The organism is Ruminococcus albus AD2013 (genome assembly GCF_000526775.1).
In the GTDB taxonomy this organism is placed as follows: Bacteria; Bacillota; Clostridia; order Oscillospirales; family Ruminococcaceae; genus Hominimerdicola; species Hominimerdicola alba_A.
In genome coordinates this window covers 2,662,701-2,682,828 of the sequence record NZ_JAGS01000001.1, presented here as the reverse complement: position 1 = coordinate 2,682,828, position 20,128 = coordinate 2,662,701, and the positions used below count along the sequence as shown (strand labels likewise).

The 20,128-nt window shown below is 44.5% G+C and carries 18 protein-coding genes and 3 tRNA genes; 10 read left to right on the top strand and 11 right to left on the bottom strand.

Annotated features, from left to right (window positions below; genetic code table 11):
* Nucleotides 1-163 precede the first annotated feature (163 nt).
* Nucleotides 164-2,017, bottom strand: a complete 1,854-nt coding sequence (locus N773_RS0111905; RefSeq protein ID WP_024858002.1) for a glycoside hydrolase family 9 protein — start codon at nucleotides 2,015-2,017, stop codon at nucleotides 164-166.
* 545 nt (nucleotides 2,018-2,562) lie between these two features.
* Here N773_RS0111905 and N773_RS0111900 point away from each other — a divergent pair.
* The 7 genes from N773_RS0111900 (at nucleotide 2,563) to N773_RS20185 (ending at nucleotide 11,679) form a co-directional block, all read left to right on the top strand.
* Nucleotides 2,563-3,768, top strand: a complete 1,206-nt coding sequence (locus tag N773_RS0111900) for a hypothetical protein (RefSeq protein WP_024858001.1) — start codon at nucleotides 2,563-2,565, stop codon at nucleotides 3,766-3,768.
* A gap of 315 nt (nucleotides 3,769-4,083) precedes the next feature.
* The gene (locus N773_RS21295) at nucleotides 4,084-6,321 is read left to right on the top strand and encodes a BspA family leucine-rich repeat surface protein (RefSeq protein WP_024858000.1); all 2,238 of its coding nucleotides are present in this window, start codon (nucleotides 4,084-4,086) and stop codon (nucleotides 6,319-6,321) included.
* A gap of 828 nt (nucleotides 6,322-7,149) precedes the next feature.
* On the top strand, nucleotides 7,150-8,208 hold the full coding sequence (locus N773_RS21290) for a glycoside hydrolase family 11 protein (RefSeq protein ID WP_024857999.1): 1,059 nt from the start codon (nucleotides 7,150-7,152) through the stop codon (nucleotides 8,206-8,208).
* A gap of 423 nt (nucleotides 8,209-8,631) precedes the next feature.
* Entirely contained in the window at nucleotides 8,632-9,522 is an 891-nt protein-coding gene (locus N773_RS22635; RefSeq protein WP_024857998.1) for a peptidoglycan-binding protein, read from the top strand.
* Between the two features lie 247 nt (nucleotides 9,523-9,769).
* Nucleotides 9,770-9,949, top strand: a complete 180-nt coding sequence (locus tag N773_RS22945; RefSeq protein ID WP_242836104.1) for a hypothetical protein — start codon at nucleotides 9,770-9,772, stop codon at nucleotides 9,947-9,949.
* The gene (locus N773_RS22940) at nucleotides 9,922-10,146 is read left to right on the top strand and encodes a BspA family leucine-rich repeat surface protein (RefSeq protein WP_080678397.1); all 225 of its coding nucleotides are present in this window, start codon (nucleotides 9,922-9,924) and stop codon (nucleotides 10,144-10,146) included. The genes N773_RS22945 and N773_RS22940 overlap by 28 nt, the downstream gene beginning before the upstream one ends.
* Before the next feature lie 480 nt (nucleotides 10,147-10,626).
* The gene (locus tag N773_RS20185) at nucleotides 10,627-11,679 is read left to right on the top strand and encodes a glycoside hydrolase family 11 protein (protein WP_024857996.1); all 1,053 of its coding nucleotides are present in this window, start codon (nucleotides 10,627-10,629) and stop codon (nucleotides 11,677-11,679) included.
* A 128-nt stretch (nucleotides 11,680-11,807) separates the two neighbouring features.
* Here the strand turns inward: N773_RS20185 and N773_RS0111870 are convergent, their stop codons facing one another.
* The 10 genes from N773_RS0111870 to N773_RS0111825 all read right to left on the bottom strand — a co-directional run bounded on the left by N773_RS0111870 (nucleotide 11,808) and on the right by N773_RS0111825 (nucleotide 16,999).
* Nucleotides 11,808-11,996 (bottom strand): alpha/beta-type small acid-soluble spore protein, encoded by a 189-nt coding sequence (locus tag N773_RS0111870; protein WP_024857995.1) that lies wholly within the window; start codon nucleotides 11,994-11,996, stop codon nucleotides 11,808-11,810.
* A gap of 194 nt (nucleotides 11,997-12,190) precedes the next feature.
* Nucleotides 12,191-12,275 (bottom strand) — tRNA-Tyr (locus tag N773_RS0111865).
* Between the two features lie 36 nt (nucleotides 12,276-12,311).
* A tRNA-Thr gene (locus N773_RS0111860) sits at nucleotides 12,312-12,387 on the bottom strand.
* Between the two features lie 135 nt (nucleotides 12,388-12,522).
* A tRNA-Pro gene (locus tag N773_RS0111855) sits at nucleotides 12,523-12,596 on the bottom strand.
* Between the two features lie 102 nt (nucleotides 12,597-12,698).
* Nucleotides 12,699-13,337 carry a CatB-related O-acetyltransferase gene (locus N773_RS0111850; protein WP_024857994.1) on the bottom strand — a complete coding sequence of 213 codons (639 nt, stop codon included), beginning with the start codon at nucleotides 13,335-13,337 and terminating at the stop codon, nucleotides 12,699-12,701.
* Nucleotides 13,338-13,357: 20 nt separating this feature from the next.
* The gene (locus N773_RS0111845) at nucleotides 13,358-14,032 is read right to left on the bottom strand and encodes a tRNA (adenine(22)-N(1))-methyltransferase (RefSeq protein ID WP_024857993.1); all 675 of its coding nucleotides are present in this window, start codon (nucleotides 14,030-14,032) and stop codon (nucleotides 13,358-13,360) included.
* Nucleotides 14,025-14,564 carry a shikimate kinase gene (locus N773_RS0111840; protein ID WP_024857992.1) on the bottom strand — a complete coding sequence of 180 codons (540 nt, stop codon included), beginning with the start codon at nucleotides 14,562-14,564 and terminating at the stop codon, nucleotides 14,025-14,027. Before N773_RS0111840 ends, N773_RS0111845 begins: the two co-directional genes overlap by 8 nt.
* Before the next feature lie 47 nt (nucleotides 14,565-14,611).
* On the bottom strand, nucleotides 14,612-15,442 hold the full coding sequence (locus N773_RS0111835; protein WP_024857991.1) for an RluA family pseudouridine synthase: 831 nt from the start codon (nucleotides 15,440-15,442) through the stop codon (nucleotides 14,612-14,614).
* Nucleotides 15,424-16,335, bottom strand: coding sequence for a hypothetical protein (locus tag N773_RS0111830; protein ID WP_024857990.1), 912 nt, complete (start codon nucleotides 16,333-16,335; stop codon nucleotides 15,424-15,426). The genes N773_RS0111835 and N773_RS0111830 overlap by 19 nt, the downstream gene beginning before the upstream one ends.
* A 1-nt stretch (nucleotide 16,336) precedes the next feature.
* The gene (locus N773_RS0111825) at nucleotides 16,337-16,999 is read right to left on the bottom strand and encodes a histidine phosphatase family protein (RefSeq protein WP_024857989.1); all 663 of its coding nucleotides are present in this window, start codon (nucleotides 16,997-16,999) and stop codon (nucleotides 16,337-16,339) included.
* Nucleotides 17,000-17,184: 185 nt separating this feature from the next.
* Here N773_RS0111825 and N773_RS0111820 point away from each other — a divergent pair, with 185 nt between their 5' ends.
* The 3 genes from N773_RS0111820 to N773_RS0111810 all read left to right on the top strand — a co-directional run bounded on the left by N773_RS0111820 (nucleotide 17,185) and on the right by N773_RS0111810 (nucleotide 20,098).
* Nucleotides 17,185-17,820, top strand: coding sequence for a helix-turn-helix domain-containing protein (locus tag N773_RS0111820; RefSeq protein WP_024857988.1), 636 nt, complete (start codon nucleotides 17,185-17,187; stop codon nucleotides 17,818-17,820).
* Between the two features lie 92 nt (nucleotides 17,821-17,912).
* Nucleotides 17,913-19,175 carry a 4Fe-4S dicluster domain-containing protein gene (locus N773_RS0111815; RefSeq protein WP_024857987.1) on the top strand — a complete coding sequence of 421 codons (1,263 nt, stop codon included), beginning with the start codon at nucleotides 17,913-17,915 and terminating at the stop codon, nucleotides 19,173-19,175.
* Entirely contained in the window at nucleotides 19,172-20,098 is a 927-nt protein-coding gene (locus N773_RS0111810) for an RnfABCDGE type electron transport complex subunit D (RefSeq protein ID WP_024857986.1), read from the top strand. The genes N773_RS0111815 and N773_RS0111810 overlap by 4 nt, the downstream gene beginning before the upstream one ends.
* Nucleotides 20,099-20,128: the final 30 nt, after the last annotated feature.

The window sequence follows — 20,128 nt, the reverse complement described above, 5'->3', positions numbered from 1 at the left end:
TCTGCAGTAGTTATAGTATACAGCAGGCCACGGCAAATGTCAAGAGGTCACAGCAGGGGAGCCGAACCTGCGTTTTCAATGATATAGCAAAACTCCGAGTCCTTGTGATATAGAGGACTCGGAGCTGATGTATCGCAATTGGTATTTGATTTTAGCTTGTGTATTACCTTACAGTAACTGTTACAGCATTCTTGATAGATGCTGTCGATGTCCATTCACCGTTTACCTTAGCTGCGATAGCAACTCTGTAAGTCATGTTTGGAGTCAGGTTCTTAGGTGTTACATAGCTTCTTGAAGAAGCGGGGATAGAGGATGTCTGAACTCTCCACTTGCCTGCCAGATAAACTGCTATGCCGTAGTTGGTAGCACCCTGTACAGGAGACCAGATGAACTGTATCTGGTGATACTTCTGGTTGTAATTTACAGCGGTGATAGCGGGATATACCTCAGGATCGTTATTACCGTAGTTATTGTTATTATTGTTGCTGCCGAAAGAATAGTTCTTCTTGAATTCAGAAGCACTGTTTACTATCCTTGAAGCGCCATCGCTGGTGCATCCGTTCAGATTAACAAGTGCTGCACAAGCCAGAGCGAAGCAGCCGTTGTAGTCAAGCGCACCCTCTGTCCAGCGGTAGCTGTCGGTTACTTCGTTGAATGTACCTGAAGAATCAGGTCCGCCGATCAGATAGCCGTAGTTTACATACTTGGCATCAGGATTGGAGGAAGCATCTCCGTTACCGGGGTTTGCAGCTCTGTGGTGTACCTTGGAAGACCAGGAGTTGCCGAAACCTGTCAGGAAGCTCTTGTTCTGGGGATTGCTGCCGAGGATATAGTTCATCTGATACTTTGCGCCCTTTGCAAGATCGGAGTTCTTATCACCGTTGATGGACGCAAGTGCTTCCATCTGAACAGCACAGTTGTAACGTGTGCAGCCCCACTCCTGCTTGCAGGAATTATAAGTACCCTCTCTCAGGCCGCCCATGTTATTTACTTCAAACTGAAGTTCCTTAGCGTATGCTTCATCGCCTGTCTTTTTGTACATCAGCGCAGCATAACCTGACCAGACCTTGTCCCAGCTGTACAGATAGTAATCGTAATACTGATTATTGTAGCAGCCGTTGCCTGTGGGCTTGAAAGAAGGCATTGAGCCCTCGCCCAGTACATACAGCCAGCCTTCGGTCATAGCCTGCTCGTCCTGATACTGTGAATTGGTGGCATACATGGAACCCATACCTTCCATATAGTTGCCTGAATGCTGTGTGCCGAACTTATAAAGCGCCTTGGCATACTTTGTACACTTAGCAGCGTAAGTAGCATCGGAATCCTTGAATGCAACAGCAGTACCTGCAAGGGCGCTTGCCATTTCAAGTACAACAGCAGAGTTGTTGCTGGAAGGTGTCAGCCAGTAAGTAGGACGGTCGCCGTTCTGCTTTTCGGGAGAACCCCAGTAGCTGTGGTCGCCTTCGTTGGATACCATGTAGCATACAGCGCCTACGTCGCCGCTGTTATCCAGGAATGTTGTCTTCATCATGTAGTCTGCACCATTCTTCAGAATGTACAGCAGATGGTCGCGGCAGCCTGCCTTCTGATAAGCACCCGGATTGAGATAATCGGAAAGTGCCAGGCTGTTCATGCCGAAACCGATGGTCAGATTGAACTTGATATGGTCGCCTGCATCGTGATAACCGCCTGAAACATCGACCTTGCCGTCTCCGTCAGGGTCAACAACGCTGCGTGCATTGCCGAGATTTACAGCGTTTGAAAGGTTTGCCTGTGCATCGCTTACGTGGCAGTTTCCTCTCCATGCCAGCGGGTTATCGTCTACCCCTGTACCACACTGGTTAGAATCATAGAAATACAGTGATAATGCCAGAGCTTCCGCATAATTTGCGTCCTCGCCATATGCAGATGCTGTCACCGTCGCAGACGGTATCGCTGACGTCATCATTGTGCCTGCTGATAGCAGTGCAGTTGTGAATGCTGTGATCTTTGAGATCTTCTTCCTTTGATTTTTCATCTCTAAACACTCCTCTTCCATAGTTTTAAACATATACGGATAATAGGACCGATCCTGCCACCCATGCAAGATCATTATCCAATATGAAAATATTGTAACATATTATTTCGTTTTTGTCTACATATTTCCGTGGATTTGTTTGTAAACTTTTTGCACATCCACCAATCGGAACGACATTTATCTCATTCACTATAATAAGAAGTTCTTTTAAAGCCGCTCGGGACGGAGCAAATTACTCCTTGCGCAAGATGTATAATTAGGTTAAAAATCAGAACTTTTCCTATGTGCATATATACAAAGTACAAAAATATCAAGTCTTTTTTTGAACTTTAAGCGTCTATTAACTCGAAAGCGAAAAGCAATGCGTCTGTGAATTTCGGCACACAGTTGAAGCCACTGACAGGGATACGGGAAAGTATCTGATACTCTGTGCCTGAGATCATAAAAATGCCGAAAATGATTTATATCAGGAAAATCCATCATCTGTTCTATCTTTTTTGAATGTTCACGGCAAACCTGTTATCATTTTAAACGGAGGTATATCTATGAATAAAAAACTTTTCATTATCGCAATAACAGCCACAGTATTATTGACTGCCTGCGGAAGTACTGATAAAAAAGACTCTAAGAAAACCGCAGAAAACAGCTCTCAGGCAGAAATCACGAGTACGGTTTCGGAAGATATTTCCGACAGCAGCGAAAAGTCTGAGGAAAGCTCAGCCGTGCAGACAGAGTCTTCCGAAAAAATGGAAAGTTCATCGGCAGAAAAGAAAAAAGAGAAAACCGTATCGGACAGTTCAAAGGCATCAAAAGAAAAGAACGATACAAACAACACAATAATTATTAACGATCAGAACTACACAAACAACACAACGGATCAGAACGGCACGAGCACGAACACCAATGACAATACATCTGATCACGATGGCGGTCAGCAGCAGGATCATACTGATACAAAAAAGATGTTTGAGGATTCCCTTAATAATGTTTCTGTTGAAGTCGGTGATGAAAGCATAGTTGAAACAGGTACTGTGAACGGCAGGTATTACAGATTTACCATCGATCTGTCAAAATGGGACGAATTCACCACCACCGATGATATGTTGCAGCTTTCCAGGCTGTTCTGGCAGAGTTATCCCAGAATGTACGAAAGATATGCTGATATTACTGACCCGCCCACAGATGTGATACTTGCAATTGAGGACGAGGGCTATGAAGTTGCTGAAGCAGGGGGTAACTTTGTTCATCTGCACGACCAATGGCTGTACAGCAACCCGGATGATTACGATTGTATCGTCCATGAACTGGCACACGTAATACAGGCAGGCTGGGAAAATCCTTTTCTTGAATACAGTTCTTATATTGAATTGTTCGCCGATGTTTGCCGAATGGAGTATGCAATGGATAACGGTTATTACAACGACAATAGCTGGTTGCTTCAGACCGTTGATGGGCAGGATACAAGAAAGACATCCGTCAGATTTCTGGTATGGCTGGACTATATGTATTCAAATGGAGATATAGATATCATGCGCAGATTCTGTGAGGTGTGCTATAATAAAAAATACAGCTCTGCAGAATGGGATGATGCATGGCAGGAGATATTCAAGGGTACCGAACTTGAGGGCAAGACCGCTGATGAAGCATGGGAGCTTTACACAGATTCCGACTTTGCATATCTGTCCTCATATTCCGAAAAAGGAGAGACTTCTGTACTTCTGCAGGATTATGATATCAGAGGAAAGTTCTGATATCTTGAAGCAGTTTGTTTAACAGAAAAATCTTCTCAAAAAAATCTCACCCACGGCAGATCTTACAGGGTAGAGATCGCTCTAACGGCAAAATATTTTAAAGACCAAAACGGATAGCCGTCTGCAATGGACGGTCTATCCGTTTTGGTTGAGTAATAAAAATATACATTAATAATGTTTTCTCTTATTGACAATTGACGAATGATTAAACTTATATGTCAAAAATATTGACAATGTCTTTAAGGCGTGTTATAATCATTCTGTATTTTATAGATATACTATAATATCCAATTTAATTGAACGGGAGGCATATTTATGAAGATGAAAAAAGTTTTGGCAGTACTGATGTCACTTTGTATGACAGCAGGCGTTGTCAGCTATGGTGCGCCTGTTATCACACAGACTATCACAGCACAGGCAGAAGCTGCTGCCGAGGCAGAGTGTTATTCATTTGATGAGGAAACAGGTGTTCTGACACTGAGTGGAACGGTAGATCGTGGTGCATTAATTGAAATTCTCAAAACAAGCAGGGATAAAGTCATATCCATTGTCGCTGAAAAGGGAACAGTTTTTCCTGAAAATAGCAGTGAGCTGTTTTGGGGCTTTAGTTGTTGTACTTCCATCGATCTTTCAAATGCAGATACGAGCAATGTAACAGATATGAGCAGTATGTTTGAACGCTGTTATAAAGTAAAAACCATCGATTTAAGCGGATTTGATACAAGCAATGTAACAGATATGAGCAGTATGTTCTATGAATGTCTTGAATTGACATCACTTGATCTGAGTGGGTTTGATACAAGCAAGGTCACAAGTTTCGATAGTATGTTTGATGCCTGCCATAAATTGTCAAAACTTGATATAAGCGGATTTGATACAAGCAATGTAACAGATATGAGCAGTATGTTCTCTGGATGTCTTGAATTGACATCATTTGATCTGAGTGGGTTTGATACAAGCAAGGTCACAAATTTCAAATGGATGTTTAACAATTGTCGAAAAATGTCAACATTTGATATTAGCGGATTTGATACAGGTAAAGTTACTGATATGAGTGGTATGTTCGAAAACTGCTTCGCTCTGACAGAACTTGATCTGAGCAACTTTGATACAAGTAATGTCATTAATATGTCTTCTATGTTCTCTGATTGTTCCGACCTGACAGAACTTGATCTGAGCAGTTTTGATACAAGCCGGGCATCTGATGAGAGTGATCCCAAGGCAAGTATAATCGATATGTTTGAAGATTGCAGTACGCTGCAATTCCTCACACTCGGTGAGAAGTTTACTGAAATAACAGAAGAAATGAGACTCATCAACAGCTACACAGGCTGGGCAAACGCCGATGACCCCGCAAATCTCGTCAGCGATGACGGCGAATATGCTGTTATTGAAAACAACGGCAAGAACATCTATGTCCGTCGTTTAACCTATTTGCATTATCTCAAATATCCCATCAACATTAAATTAGAATACAGCGAAGAATACAACCAGGTAAGATTCACCTGGGATAAAGTCAAGCGTGCTGACAAGTACGGCATCGCTGTATACCTTGCAGGCAAGTGGAAAGTTCAGACACAGAATATAACTGACACTACCTATACTACTCCCAAAAATCTCACACCCGGCATAACTTACAAAGTGGCTATCGCAGCAAGGGTAAACGGCAAGTGGGATACAGAAAACGCTATCAAAAATTATGTAATCTGTAAAATAGGCGGCAATAATTCCTATATCAAGCCTTCCAGAGAGGTTCCATTTGGTGCGGATCTATATGTTATTGCCGATGAAATCAATATGTATCGCGGACCCGGTAAAAGATACGGTAAAGTTACAACGATCCCCAAAAATTCTTACCTTCAGGAACTCGGCGTTATTGGAAATAACAATAACTGGGTATTTACATTGTATAGGGGACAGTACGGCTGGGTACAGGTCGAGAATGAATATGGCGATAAACAGATCGAAATTCCACGTTATTTATATCCTGTAGTTGCTAAGCCTGTTATCTACCTTTATCCCGAAAAGGAGACAGACGTTCATGTTGAGGTAGAACTGACGGAAGCTGATCTTGCCACTACCTATCCTAAGTACAACAACGGCTGGGATGTGGTCGCAAAGCCTGACGGATCACTTGTGAACAAGGTTGACGGAAGTCATCACAGATACCTGTTCTGGGACGCTGTAAACTGCCGTACAGAATTTGATTTTTCCAAGGGATTCTGCGTAGCAGGCAGTGATACCGAGAGTTTCCTCAAAGAAAAGCTCAGCTATATGGGACTGACCGAAGATGAGATGAATGAGTTTATCGTATACTGGCTGCCCTTAATGGAGCATAACAAGTATAATCTCATTTCTTTCCAGAGTGAAAAATATACAGATTCCGCTAAGCTGAACATCACACCCGCACCTGACAGTATGCTGCGCGTATTCATGACTTATGTACCTCTTGAAGAGGCAGTGGATATCGAACCGCAGGAGCTTTCCACATTTGAAAGAAACGGTTTCACAGTCGTTGAATGGGGCGGTTCCGAAATAAAATATAAGCGATAATATGATACATTTTTAAGGGGCTGTTCGCAGCCCCTGTTTTTTTATTCCGTTACTTCGTGAGCGATATATACGGATGTTGAGCCCTTGCAGGGTATTAATTTTAGGTGTGCGGGATATTCTGCGCTTACGAGATATCCGAAATAATCTTAATGAAGATATTGACAACAACATAAAAAATGATAAGATATAAACCGTTTTGATTATACTAATGTCACCGCTCTCAAAAATTGTCATCCAAAAGTGAACGTATCTTGTTATGGACAGACACTTTATTATGTCAAGTGCAGTCACCGGTTTTTGTCAAGGAGAAAGCATCGTAATGACACTTTCTAACGGCGCTATTTAATATATAAAGGACATTTCTCTTTCAAGCCTTCTTTTTATCACAAACAACTCATACTTTGTGAATGATGTACGATTTTAAACTTATCAATATTAGCGCAAATAATATTAAATTTATGACAGGAAAATTGCATTAATGTCAGACAGATTCTTGTTTGTGAACATACATTTTCTATGCTATCGATCCTGTGAAACTGCGCAGTTCTGGGGTTTTATGTGTTAAATGCTTATCTTAAAATGATTAAAAGATTTGTGGTGATTATAATTCAAAAAGTAAATAGTTGATGTCTAAAAGGTAAAAAATCGCAATTTGTGGTATCGTCAAAATGATAATAAGCAAAATTTGATTAGAACCAATTACTAAAAAATTATAAAATATAATCAAATAATACAGCAGTTAACATTGAGCCGAAAGGGTCAATGTGCTGTATCATTTAAGTATCTGTTTATAGTTGTAATCTTTTTAGAACGAGAGGAGAATAGCTTATGAAGAATGTTTTAAAACGTGTTTTAGGCGCTCTTGTTGCCGGTATGGTGATAGTATCGCCTCTGTCTGCAGTTGCACCTGCTATCACAGCTTATGCCGATAAGACACTTACGGCCAGCCCTTCACACACACAGGAAATTGGCTGGTATAACGACTACCACCACGAGATCTGGCAGACAGATACCCCTAATTCTTCTACAATGACACTGCACGATAATGACGGTGGTTTCGGCGCACAGTGGAAATGCGGACCTAACGGCTCAAGAGGTAGCTTCATTGCTCATCGTGGTATTTACTGGGGTCTGAATAATCCCAATACTTACAAAGACTATCGTGCTTTATACTGTGACTACGATTGCATCTGGTATTCAGGTTCATCCGGTAACGCCATGATCGGTATCTACGGCTGGGCGCAGAATCCTCTGGTAGAGTACTACATCATTGAAGACTGTAAGAACTGGTCTCCTGCACAGGATCCTTATGCAGAGTATAAGGGTTCCGTAAATATCGACGGCGGTGAATACAAGGTTTACACAAGTTCAAGAAATACCTATACCATCGAAGGCAATAAGAGTTTCACACAGTATATCAGCATCCGTCAGAACACAAGAACCAAGGGCACCGTCAACGTTTTAGATCACTTCAAGGCTTGGGAGAACCTGGGTATGAAGATGGGTAACCTGTACGAATGTGTTTTCAACATTGAAGGCTGGGAGTCCGATGGTCGGGCTGAACTTACTATGAACATGCGTGTAATCGGCGGCTACCATCACCCTGAAGATAATTCCGTTCAGAACGTAAATATGGAATACAACAGCCAGTACAAGCAGATGAGATTTACTTGGGACGCTGTAAATGGTGCTGACAGTTACGGCGTAGCTGTTTATCTGGCAGGCAAGTGGAGAGTTCAGGAGGAGAATATCACCGATACAGAATATACTACTCCCAAGAACCTCACCCTTGGCAAGACCTACAAAGTAGCTATCGCTGCAAGAGTTAACGGCAAATTGGACACCGCAAATGCTATCAAAAACGCTGTGACTTTTACTGTAAAGTGATAGTTCCATCAGCAAAATAATTTTATAAACCAGAACGGATAGCCGTCCTTATCGGATGCTATCCGTTTTTGTTGTGTAATGAATTGTGCGGCTTTATTTATGACGCGGGGGGTTATACGCTTACCATACTTGTCTAAGACACAAGGTTTGGGGAGTCCGAATCTCCCCACGGACATTTTGGCGGATCCGACTAAACTGAAAAACCGTGCAGATGTTTTGTCTGTACGGTTTTTATTATATGCTGTATATACCATTCACTCCGATTTTTACACTGATGACTCTCAAAAAGCAGACTTTCTTGACCGTAAGTGCTATACTTCAAGTACAGTCAAACAACGAGATGCGATAAACAAAATAAAGAATTCTGTCAACGGCATTTCGGAATAAATTAAGGTAATTTAAAACTGAAAGGAAGAAACTAAAATGAAAAACACAACAATCACAAGCGCAAAGAAAAAGGTAATCACCACCCTGACAGCAGCAAGCTGCATTCTCTCGTTATCCGCTCCTGCAATAGGCAGCACCACGATAGGAACTGCTATATTCGGTAATTCGATCGTAGCAAGTGCAGCAACATACAGCACAAACTATCAGAGTCATTCAGAGCCAAGCCGTACTCTCTCAAATGGCAGCAGGGGCGATGATGTAAAGTGGCTTCAGTGTGCGATCAATAACCTTATTGTTAATGGCGATAGAAACGGTTCTCGTCTTTCTACTTCTAAATTAGATGTTGATGGTGCTTTTGGTAATGCAACAAAGACAGCAGTTTTAGCATTCCAGAGAAAGTATGGTTTAGCAGTAGATGGTTATTTTGGCCCTGCTTCTCGTTCAAAGATGAAGTCAGTACTTCGTTCTGCAACAGTAAAGCCTGTAAACGGACAGCTTTCTGCGCATTTCCACTCAAGTGAGTTTGCCTGCAAGCGCTGCGGTGCGACCCACACTATCAGCCAGGATCTCATTAACAAGCTGGAATCCCTCTATTCCAGACTGAACTGCTCAAAGATCATCGTAACCTCCGGTTATCGTGATCCTGATTGTTCCGTTGCAGTAGGCGGCTACAGAAATGATGCACATACTCTCGGTATTGCAGCAGATGTTATTTGCTACGACAAGAACGGCTATCAGATCGCTTCTTCAAGGGTTGCGTGGGAAGCAGAGCAGATCGGCTTCACTGGCATCGGTATAATCGATAGCACTGCAATTCACCTTGATGTACGTACTACCAGCAACTATTCAAACGGTCACTGGTTCGGTGATGAAAGAAACGGAGATAACAATATTCCTACTTTCAAAAATTATAAACCCAGATGGTAAGCACTCCGTAGAAGTGTTTCAGTCAGTTGAAAAAACCTACCCTTAAAACAAATGCGAATATATTATGCCCCGAAGCGTTTTAAAACACTTCGGGGCATTGCTTGTATATCATGTTTAACTCGGCATATCAAACGTGTTATAATCATTCTGTATTTTATAGATATATTAGCATTATCCAACATTATTGATCGGGAGGTAAAAATTATGAAGATGAAAAAAAGTTTTAGCAGTAGTAATGTCGCTTTGTATGACAGCAGGTGTTGTCAGCTACGGTGCGCCTGTTATTTCGCAGGTCATAACAGCGCGGGCAGCTGAGGTTGAGGCAGATTGTTATTCTTTTGATGAAACTACGGGTTCATTTACACTCAAAGGTAAGCTAGACCTTAATGTTTTCAGAGGATTCAGCAACGACTTCAAGGCAAAATAAAATCGGTCTCTGCCGAAGCCGGAACAGTTTTCACCGAGGACAGCAGCTATCTGTTTACAGGTTTTACCCATTGTACTTCTTTTGACCTTTCAAATACTGATACAAGCAATGTTACAAATATGAGTAAAATGTTCAATAAGTGCTTCAATATCACTGAGCCTATATATAATTTAAAAACAATATACATGGTTGTATGATAGGGAGTAAGAAGTCGGTGAAAATTACAAGCGACGGATGATCAACTGATACTTTGTGTATGATGTACGATTTTAAACTTCTCAATATTAGCGTGAAAAATGTTGAATTTATGACAAAAAATTGCATTAATGTCAGACGAATCCCAGCTTGTGAATATACATTTTCTATGCTATCGATCCTGTAGAATTGCGCAATTCTCGGCTTTTGCACTTTGGATGCTTATCTTTAAAATGATTAATAGATTTGAGATAATTATAATTTTAAAAGTAAATAGTTGATGTCTGAAAAGTGAAAAATCGCAATTTATGGTATCACCAAAATGATAATAAGCAAAATTTGATTAGAACCAATTACTAAAAAATTATAAAATATAATCAAATGATACGGAAATTAACATTTGAACAAAAGGGTCAATGTGCTGTATCATTTAAGTATCTATTTATAGTTTTAATCTTTTTGAAAGCGAGGAGAAATAGCTTATGAAAAATGTTTCAAAACGTGTTTTAGGCGCTCTTGCTGCCGGTGTGCTGATGGTTTCACCTATTATATCATCAGTTACTGCATCTGCAGCCAAGACGCTCACTACGAGCCCTTCACACACACAGGAAGTTGGCTGGTACAACGACTACCACCATGAGATCTGGCAGGCAGATACCAATAATTCTTCTACAATGACACTGCACGAAAATGACGGTGGTTTCCGCGCACAGTGGAAGTGTGGTCCTAACAACACGAGCGGAAACTTCATTGCTAATCGTGGCCTTCGCTGGGGTCTGAATAATCCCAAGACTTACAAGGACTATGGTAATTTCTACTGTGACTATGAATGCGACTGGTGTGCAGGTTCATCCGGTAATTCCAGGATCGGTATATACGGCTGGGCGCAGAATCCTCTGGTAGAGTACTACATCATTGAAGACTGGAAGAACTGGTCTATTGCACAGGATCCTTCTGCAGAGTATAAGGGTTCCGTAAATATCGACGGCGGTGAATACAAGGTTTACACAATTTCAAGAAATGCCTATACCATCGAAGGCAATAAGGGTTTCACACAGTATATAAGCATACGTCAGAACACGAGAACCAAGGGCACCATAAGCGTTTCCGATCACTTCAAGGCTTGGGAGGACCTGGGCATGAAGGTTGGTAACCTGTACGATATTTCTTTCAGCGTTGAAGGTTGGGAGAGCGATGGTCAGGCTGAAGTTTCTATGAATATGTATCAAGGCATCTGTGACTGCGGACATCATAAAGATGATTACGTTAAGAACATACAGATGGAATATGACAGCCAGTACAAGCAGATGAGATTTACTTGGGACGCTGTAAATGGTGCTGACAGTTACGGCGTAGCTGTTTATCTGGCAGGCAAGTGGAGAGTTCAGGAGGAGAATATCACCGATACAGAATATACTACTCCCAAGAACCTCACCCTTGGCAAGACCTACAAAGTAGCTATCGCAGCCAGAGTTAACGACAAATGGGATACAGCAAATGCTATCAAAAACGCTGTGACTTTTACTGTAGAGTGATAGTTCCATCGGCAAAATAATTTTATAAACCAGAACGGATAGCCGTCTGCAACAAGCGGGCTATCCGTTTTTGTTGTGTAATGAATTGCGCGGCTTTATGTATCCGCCCGCGTCGGGCGGAGCAGATCTTACTGCTTGCTGCCTGTCTTGTAGGCATCGATCATCTTTTTGACCATCTGGCCGCCGACGGAACCTGCTTCTCTGGAAGTCAGATCGCCGTTGTAGCCCTGCTTGAGGTTTACGCCAACTTCGTTTGCTGCCTCCATCTTGAACTTGTTGAGAGTTTCTCTACCCTGCTGAGTTGTTACACCTTTCATTTTGTTTCTCCTTTTGTTTTATTCGGGCTTGCGATTATATTGTACGCTAATACTGCTGTGATATTACAGGGAATTTTTGGCGTATTTTATTTTTGAAAGGGAAGTCCTAAAAAATAAAGACCTGCCATACAGAAACGCATGACAGGTCGTATATACAAAAGAAAAACGTCTTACAGTTTCCTGCAAGACGTTTCTGGTGGGAGAAGATGGATTCGAACCATCGAAGCTAGAAGCAACAGATTTACAGTCTGCCCCCTTTGGCCGCTCGGGAATTCTCCCATAATTCACCCGGAATATTTCCCGAATGAATGTAACTGGAGCTGGTGGACGGACTTGAACCCCCGACCTGCTGATTACAAATCAGCTGCTCTACCAACTGAGCTACACCAGCTAATTATCATTAACGGTATTCCGTGGCGCCGTCTCTCTCCTGACGACTTAATTATTATATCACAACTTTCGCTCGATGTCAATAGGAATTTTTAATGTTTTCAAATTATTCACATTTGGCTTTTTGTTGTGAAGATCGAGACGACAGGATTCGAACCTGCGGCATCTTGCTCCCAAAGCAAGCACTCTACCAAACTGAGTTACGTCTCGTTCTGCGCCGTGTTTCGTGCAGCTTTAATATTATAGCACTCTACGGCAGAATTGTCAATAGGCAAATCGAAAATTTTCAGCCTTTTTATAATTCGGTAACTATTATAACGTTTCTTTGAGGATCGTCCTGACTTTTTCGATATCGCTTGATGTCAGCAGAGGGATAAGCACGTTGATCTCTTCGATGGATTTATCCCACCATCTGTAAGCAAGCAGCAAGCCGATGAGTTCATCATCGAAACGCTTGCGCAGTACCTTTGCGGGGTCGCCCGCTACGATGGTATAGGGCTCAACATCGCTGCCCACAACGCTGTTCGCGCCTATTATCGCTCCGTCGCCTATGTGTACGCCGGGGAGTATCACTGCGTTCTGCCCTATCCATACATCGTTGCCGATGACGGTATCGCCTTTAAGCGGAAGGTCTTCGGTGGCGGGAGGTGTCATATCCCAGCCTTCTAAGGTATAAAACGGGAAAGTAGATACCGAATTCATCTGGTGGTTAGCACCGTTCATGACGAATTCCACCCCTGCCGCTATCTGGCAGAATTTCCCGATTATCAGCTTGTCCCCAAGCCATTCATAATGGTGGGTGACATGGCTTTCAAAATCGCTGTCGGCGATGTAGGAAAAATCACCGACGATGATATTTTTTGAAGTGACCGCGGGTTTTATGTAGATCTCTTTATCGTAGCCCTTTATGGGGTGAAGAACGTTGGGATCGGGGATGATTCCGTTTTTCATGCGATCGCTCCTTTTGAAATCTATTCGCATTCCGCTTGCAGCGTTTTGGAAAGTGCAAGCATTTCGCCTGCTGTATCGCTGTCTCCCGAAGCCTGTTTTCCTTTTGCACAGGCTTCAAGACGAACTGCCTGCCTTTGCAGGTATTCTTTTCCGTCATTCTCTGATGCTTTTACTCTTCCGCAGAAAAGATATCTCAGGTCACAGGGATATTCGGGCGTTTTGCCTGTATAGACCGCCTGCATTACGGAGTATACGAAACGTCCGCTGATGCAGGGCTTTTCGGCTGTGATCTCGAATCCGTTTGAATAGAGCCATTCACGGAGGGTATCCCATTTTGTCATGGGCTGAAGAACCAGGTTTATGGCGGGTTTGGCAGATGTCAGCCACTGACAGTCTTCAAGTATGCGTACTATCAGTTCGCCCCCCATGCCCGCAATGACAATATCTGTAAGCCCGTCATTAGGGACTTTTTCAAGCCCGCAGGAAAGTATGGGTGTGACTTTGCTTTCAAGACCGTTCTCGGTGATATGTGCCGCGGCACTTTCAAGGGGCTTCTCAGCAACGTCGCAGGCATAGGCTTTATCGCACAGACCCTCAGCCGCCATATAGCAGGGGAGATATCCGTGGTCGGTTCCGATATCGGCTATAACGCGCCCTTTGCACAGCGATACACAGGTCAGCAGACGTTTATCCATCATCTTCCTCCCGAATCGGCATTGTGCCGTTAATGAATTTATTGTACATACGCTCTATTTTCACTGCTATGACAAGGGGAGGGTAGCCGCCTGATACTGTAAAGTGGGAATGTGCCTGATATTTCGGCTTTCTGTCGTCATAACGCGCTTTGAGCTGTTCGCGGGTGGAACTGGCGGCTATTGGGCGGTGAGGGTCGTCCTTTATTCGGTCGTAGCAGACATTAAAATCGGTATCGATAAAAACAGCCATACCCGATTTTTTTGCAGTCTCGCCGTTTTTATCGGATAAGAGCGCTCCGCCGCCTGTTGCGACGACTCCGCCGATATCACCGAAAGCCGCCAGGGCTTCGGTTTCTTTTTCCCTGAAATAGGGTTCGCCTTTCTGCTCGAATATCTCGGGGATAGTCATGCCCTCCTGCTCTTCGATATAGTCGTCAAGGTCGATACAGCGGCATTTCAGCCGTTTTGCAAGTATCTTTCCGACAGTGCTTTTACCGCAGCCCATAAAGCCGCACAAAAATATTGGTTTCATTATATGACCTCCGGGGGAATATATTTAATGAATGGGTATTGAAGATATCAGAGCCTTCTGTTTGATCTTACGGTGACTCTTTCTCCGCTTTCGGGCGATATGAAGCTTATCTCACTGCACATGAGTGCCTGTCCTTTTCTTTCCGAACAGTCGCCGCCGTACATCTCATCGCCTATCAGCGGCAGACCGATATGTGCCATGTGCACCCTTATCTGGTGGGTTCGTCCTGTTTCAAGCAGAAATTTGCACAGTGCTGAGTTTTCACGCCTTTCGATGACCTGCCAGCAGGTGGCTGAATATTTGCCGTCCTCCCTGACACAGCGCAGTATAACGGATTCGCGTTCTCTTGCGATAGGTGCGCATACTCGTCCGCCGCTGAGTTTTGTAGGCGGTATCAGTCCGCAGTATACCTTGCTTATGCTGCCTGATAGGGCATTTGCGGCATAGCGAGTTTTTGCCACGCAGACACAGCCTGCGGTATCTCGGTCAAGGCGGTTGACGGTGCGGAATGTCAGCCCTTTGCAGCGGTGTGCAAAAAAGTTGGCAAGGGTATCGCCTCGGTGATTAATGGATTCGTGGACGGGCATATCCGCGGGCTTGTCAAAAACTATAACGTCCCCGTCTTCATAAAGCACGGGGACTTCAAGCAGGGGATTAGGGTCTGGGACAGTCTGGGCAGGTTCGGTGACTGTTATTTTCTGCCCTGCGGATGCGCGGACTGTCACTCTCACTTTCTCGCCGTCAAGGCATATCCCCTGAGAGTTTTTCAGCCTTGTCAGCAGACGGCGTGAAAAGCCTCTGCCGCGGAGTATATCCTTTACCGTCGCGCCGTTTTCCTCCTGCGTGACGGTAAGTGTTCTTACATATATTTCTTCCATCTTTTTATCATACCCGGCAGCTTATCCTGATTTCTGTCCCCGAGAAGCTCGCGGACGAACAAGGAATAGCTGACCTTGAAATAAGGATATATCGCCAGATACGGATAGACCAGCAGCATGGCGGGGATAAACTTTATGAAATGAGCCATGAACGACATATAGCGACCGTGCTTGCCGTCCATCAGCCTTATAGAAAGGTCGCAGGCATCGTAGACGTTTGAACGGGGGTTCAGCGCCATGATATAGGGCGCAAGGGCCAGGGATATATAATAACGTATCGCAAGGAACAGCCAGACCGCCGTCATGCTGAGGGATGCCATCAGCGAAAGCAGTGCTCCCGAGGTCAGTTCGCTGAGCCTTATTACCTGTATCCAGTAGCGGGCGCTGTATGCCGTGATAAGTGCGGGTGATATAGCTATCAGCTTTAATACCAGCTGTATGAATGCCGCATAGAAAGAGCTGCTGTAATACTTAACGGAATGTGCCGCAACATATTTCCTGGTTTCTGAGAGATCGTTCCCCATGGCTATATCAAGGTAAAGTCTTCTTACCAGACTGAAAAAAGGCGATACCAGCGTGAATTCAAACATGGTCTTGCTTATCCAGAAAAGCCATGTCGTTCCCCTGAATGAGATAAGCTCCTTTATGCTGTAAAGCCAGGTATATCCCACACTGCGCAGCAGAAGATAAAGTGTTGCTTCGCAGAGAAGTATAAGCGCGATTATCGAGAACTGGTATATCATCAGTGATATGCTGTCGCCGCTTCGGCTGGCTATCCTTCGGGTGGCACGGTGCCTTATATCGGCGTTCGACAGTGGTTTATTATCGTCATCAGGTGAAATGGGAACTTCTTCGATATCGTTTTCGATATCCAATACATTTGCAGTATCCAAATTATTCGCCTTCCTCCTCATCGTAGAAGCTTCCGTTGTTTTCGTCGGGGTCGCGGTCGGGATATCTTCCCAGCACCTCGAATGCCTCCGACCTCTGCCACATGGAAGCGGTGACAAGCACTTCAAAGCCCTCGCCGAAATCACAGGCATAATCCATAGGACGGCGCTTGGGTACTCCGAAACAGCTAAGCATATTCATTATTATGCCGCCGTGTGTGACTACTGCCGCAGAAGTCAGCCCCTCATACATCATATCGGAAATGATGATCTTTATAGCTTCATAACAGCGGTTCACCATATCTCTTGCGGATTCTCCCCCGGGAGGAGGATTGTCAAGTCCGCCCTTGATATACTGCTTATATTCGGGAGTATCCATAAGCTCCTCGGCTTTTTTGTTTTCAAATTTGCCGAAATCCATCTCACGCAGTTCGGGAAGTTCTACTGTATAGCAGTTGGGATAAATTATGCTTGCGGTCTGCTTGCAGCGCTTTAAGGGTGATATATATACTTTCTGCGGATTAGGATAATCCAGCTTTTCCAGCTTGTCAAAAAGTTCCTGCGCACCCGCGCTGCTCAGCGGCAGGTCGGTAGTGCCGATATATCTGCCGTCTTCGTTGGCTTCGGTAATGCCATGGCGTATAAATGCTATCCTGTAACCCTTCATGGAAATTCTCCTTAAATAAATCTTTATTTTCACTTTACAAATAGTGAAAATTGTTGTATAATGGAAGTGCGGTCGGTTTGTGTATTTTACTATACTGACCGTTGTCGCACTATTTGTCTTGATATACCAAACGCTGAGGCTTCCCGATGGCGCTGGGTATTAAATTCTCGGGAGTAGGTATTGGTATGAAAACAGACAAAACTCAGCAGTATCTTCAGCAGGTCGGTGAAAGGCTCAGAGGAGCCCGACTGCTGATGGGGATAACGCAAAAGCAGGCTGCGGAAGCAACGGGTATGTCGCAGTCGTTTTTGTCCTTGGTCGAACGCGGACGCAAAAGCGTCTGCACGGCGCAGATAATATCACTTATAAGGTACTACAAGGTGCCTTACGAGATGATATTCGGCAGCGAGGAAAATGACTATAATCTGAGTGATTTTCCAAATGGCTGCAGCGCTGATATCTCTTTTGAACTGCTTAATATGCTGGTCGGAAACGGAAACAGCGACAGGCTGCTGACGGGGACCAACAATTGTCTGAAACTTGTGATATATATGATCTTCAGGACGATATACCGTGAAAATCCGAAAAACAGTGACAAGCTTTTCTCTATGGATTTTGATGATGCTCTTCAGCGGACTAACCGCGTGCTTTCAGCCGCGCCGGACAACATCTCATCTTTTATACAGAAGAGCCGCGATGTCAAGGTCAACGGTTTTGAGATACCGACTGAAAAGAATCCCGAGCTCAGGGCATTCATCGCAGAATGTGAATTCATGCTGAGGAATGCAAAGAATTCAAGTTCGGTAGAAGCTCCGGACTAGATACACAGACATTATATCATATTATTTGGCAAAAGTAAAGACAAAGTGAGACAGTTCGTACAAATTTCTTCCACGGGTTAAGGAGTGATAATTTGAAGATCAAAGGTATTTTTCTCGACAGAGAAAAGAACACCGACAGAAGCCTTACGATAGCGCTTCCGACTCCCGAAAGGGTAGCGGTTCCGCTGCCTGCGGGCTGTAAGGCATCGGTGAGGACGGGGCAGTGGGTGCTCCGCGGAAACAGTATATGCGACGGTGAAAAGGCTGTTCACGCATCTGTTTCGGGCAAGGTCGAGGAGATCAGGACTATCGTAGGCCCTGATGGCAGCTTTGAAGCTGTGGTCATAAAGGCTGACGAAGAACAGAAGGACGCGGCTGTAAAGATACCGCGTGCTGAAGACAAAGAGAGCTTCATCGCGGCTGTAAAGGCTTCGGGAAGCCCTGCGGGCGAAAAGCTCGAAAAGGCAAAGAGCGCCGATGTGATGATAGTCAACGGCATTGAGAGCGAGCAGTATCTTACAGCTGAAAACAGGTGTATGCTTGATGATGGTGAGCTTATAGCTGCGGGTATAGCGCTGACCGAAAAGCTTATGGGTATCGGAAAAACTTATATCGCGGTGGCATCGGATTGCAAGGAAGCTTTTGCGGCAATGGAAAAGGTGTCTGCAAAGGTGCCTGATACCACGACGGTCAAACTCAGGTGCGATCATCCCGGCGGGTCAGACCTGATGCTTGTAAACAATGTAACGGGACGTGGGATAAAGCCGACGGAGACGGCAGCGGAAAAAAATGTTCTGGTACTGCTGCCTTCCGAGGTGGCATTCATAGCTTCATACTTTGAAACAGGTATGCCATTCGTTGAGAGAAGAGTAACGGTGGACGGAGACCTGGTAAAGACTCCCTGCATAATGAGAGCCCCGATCGGCACTCCGCTTTCAGCTTTGCTTGCATTTGCTGATGCTAACATCAAGCCTGCTGAAAAGCTGATAATCGGCGGTATGATGACAGGAAGATCGGTGACGGATACAGAGCTGCCGCTTGGTGCTGAAGACAGCGCAGTACTGATATTTATGAAGCCTATCGAGGCGGGCAAGGGTTCGCTCAAAACTTCCGAAAAAGCTACAAACTGTATAAAATGCGGCAGATGCGCACAGGCCTGTCCTGCTAAGCTGATGCCCATGAAGATCGAGAAAGCTCTTAAAAAGAGGAACAAGGCGACACTTGAAAGACTGCGACCCGATCTGTGCATAGGCTGTGGTTCGTGTACGTATATATGTCCTGCTAAGCGTGAACTGAACGAAGTTATGCGACAGGCTGCGGAGATATTCAGCGGAAAGGGAGGTGAACAGTCATGACGGATTTCAGACCTGAGGTGGCGGAGTTCAAACAGTTTTCCGCACCTTATATCAAAGATGATGCTTCGGTATCAAAGACGATGACACATATGCTGGTAGGGCTGATGCCTTCTCTTGTCCTCTCGGGGATACTCTTCGGCGGAGAGGCATTGATGCTGACAGGTTTCTGCATACTTACATCGATGCTGTGGGAATGGCTGTTCTGCTTTGTGACCAAAAAGAGGAGCAGTACGGAAGATCTTTCTGCGGCGGTAACGGGCATGATATTCGCTTTCATGCTGCCATCGAACTTCCCGTTCTGGTGGGCCGCTGTTGGTACGTTTATGGCGATAGTTGTGTTCAAGCAGCTTTTCGGCGGACTGGGCAGGAACATTTTAAATCCTGCGGTGGCATCAAGACTTGTATGCTGGTTCCTGTTCCGTTCAGAATTCAGTAAGTATCTTGAGCCTGTTGTAAATTCGCCTGATGAGAAATGCGTCGGCGAGTTGTCGCTGATGTCCGGCGTGGATACTTACGGCGATATGTTCCTTGGCAGAGTATGCGGAGGTCTTGGTGAAGTATCGGTAATAGCACTGCTGACCGGTGCTTTCTATCTGCTTTCGATGAGAGTGATATCTCTTTATGAGCCTGTGGCTTTTCTGGGAACTGTATACATCTTCTCGGCGGTAGCGGGCAAGGACGGTGTCTATCAGATACTTGCGGGAGGAACAATGCTTGCGGCGTTCTTCCTTTGCAGTGACAGTGTGACTACTCCGATAACTGCGCTGGGAAAGGTGATCTTCGGCATACTTGCGGGCGGTCTGACCTGTGTGTTCAGATTCTTTGCCGGTATGCATCAAGAAAGTATGCTGATAGCTATACTAATATGCAATGTGCTGACTATAGTTATCGACAGAGTGACCGAGACCAGACCCGATAAATAGGTAATAGCATAAATTTTACCGACCTGCTTG

What these genes read in the sequence shown, in the direction of transcription:
- N773_RS0111810 (WP_024857986.1), top strand. Translation starts at nt 19,172, where the DNA reads ATGACGGATTTCAGACCTGAGGTGGCGGAGTTCAAACAGTTTTCCGCA.
- N773_RS0111825 (WP_024857989.1), bottom strand. Translation starts at nt 16,999, where the DNA reads ATGAAGGGTTACAGGATAGCATTTATACGCCATGGCATTACCGAAGCC.
- N773_RS0111820 (WP_024857988.1), top strand. Translation starts at nt 17,185, where the DNA reads ATGAAAACAGACAAAACTCAGCAGTATCTTCAGCAGGTCGGTGAAAGG.
- N773_RS21290 (WP_024857999.1), top strand. Translation starts at nt 7,150, where the DNA reads ATGAAGAATGTTTTAAAACGTGTTTTAGGCGCTCTTGTTGCCGGTATG.
- N773_RS0111835 (WP_024857991.1), bottom strand. Translation starts at nt 15,442, where the DNA reads ATGGAAGAAATATATGTAAGAACACTTACCGTCACGCAGGAGGAAAAC.
- N773_RS21295 (WP_024858000.1), top strand. Translation starts at nt 4,084, where the DNA reads ATGAAGATGAAAAAAGTTTTGGCAGTACTGATGTCACTTTGTATGACA.
- N773_RS22945 (WP_242836104.1), top strand. Translation starts at nt 9,770, where the DNA reads ATGACAGCAGGTGTTGTCAGCTACGGTGCGCCTGTTATTTCGCAGGTC.
- N773_RS0111900 (WP_024858001.1), top strand. Translation starts at nt 2,563, where the DNA reads ATGAATAAAAAACTTTTCATTATCGCAATAACAGCCACAGTATTATTG.
- N773_RS0111845 (WP_024857993.1), bottom strand. Translation starts at nt 14,032, where the DNA reads ATGGATAAACGTCTGCTGACCTGTGTATCGCTGTGCAAAGGGCGCGTT.
- N773_RS20185 (WP_024857996.1), top strand. Translation starts at nt 10,627, where the DNA reads ATGAAAAATGTTTCAAAACGTGTTTTAGGCGCTCTTGCTGCCGGTGTG.
- N773_RS22635 (WP_024857998.1), top strand. Translation starts at nt 8,632, where the DNA reads ATGAAAAACACAACAATCACAAGCGCAAAGAAAAAGGTAATCACCACC.
- N773_RS0111905 (WP_024858002.1), bottom strand. Translation starts at nt 2,017, where the DNA reads ATGAAAAATCAAAGGAAGAAGATCTCAAAGATCACAGCATTCACAACT.
- N773_RS0111840 (WP_024857992.1), bottom strand. Translation starts at nt 14,564, where the DNA reads ATGAAACCAATATTTTTGTGCGGCTTTATGGGCTGCGGTAAAAGCACT.
- N773_RS0111850 (WP_024857994.1), bottom strand. Translation starts at nt 13,337, where the DNA reads ATGAAAAACGGAATCATCCCCGATCCCAACGTTCTTCACCCCATAAAG.
- N773_RS0111870 (WP_024857995.1), bottom strand. Translation starts at nt 11,996, where the DNA reads ATGAAAGGTGTAACAACTCAGCAGGGTAGAGAAACTCTCAACAAGTTC.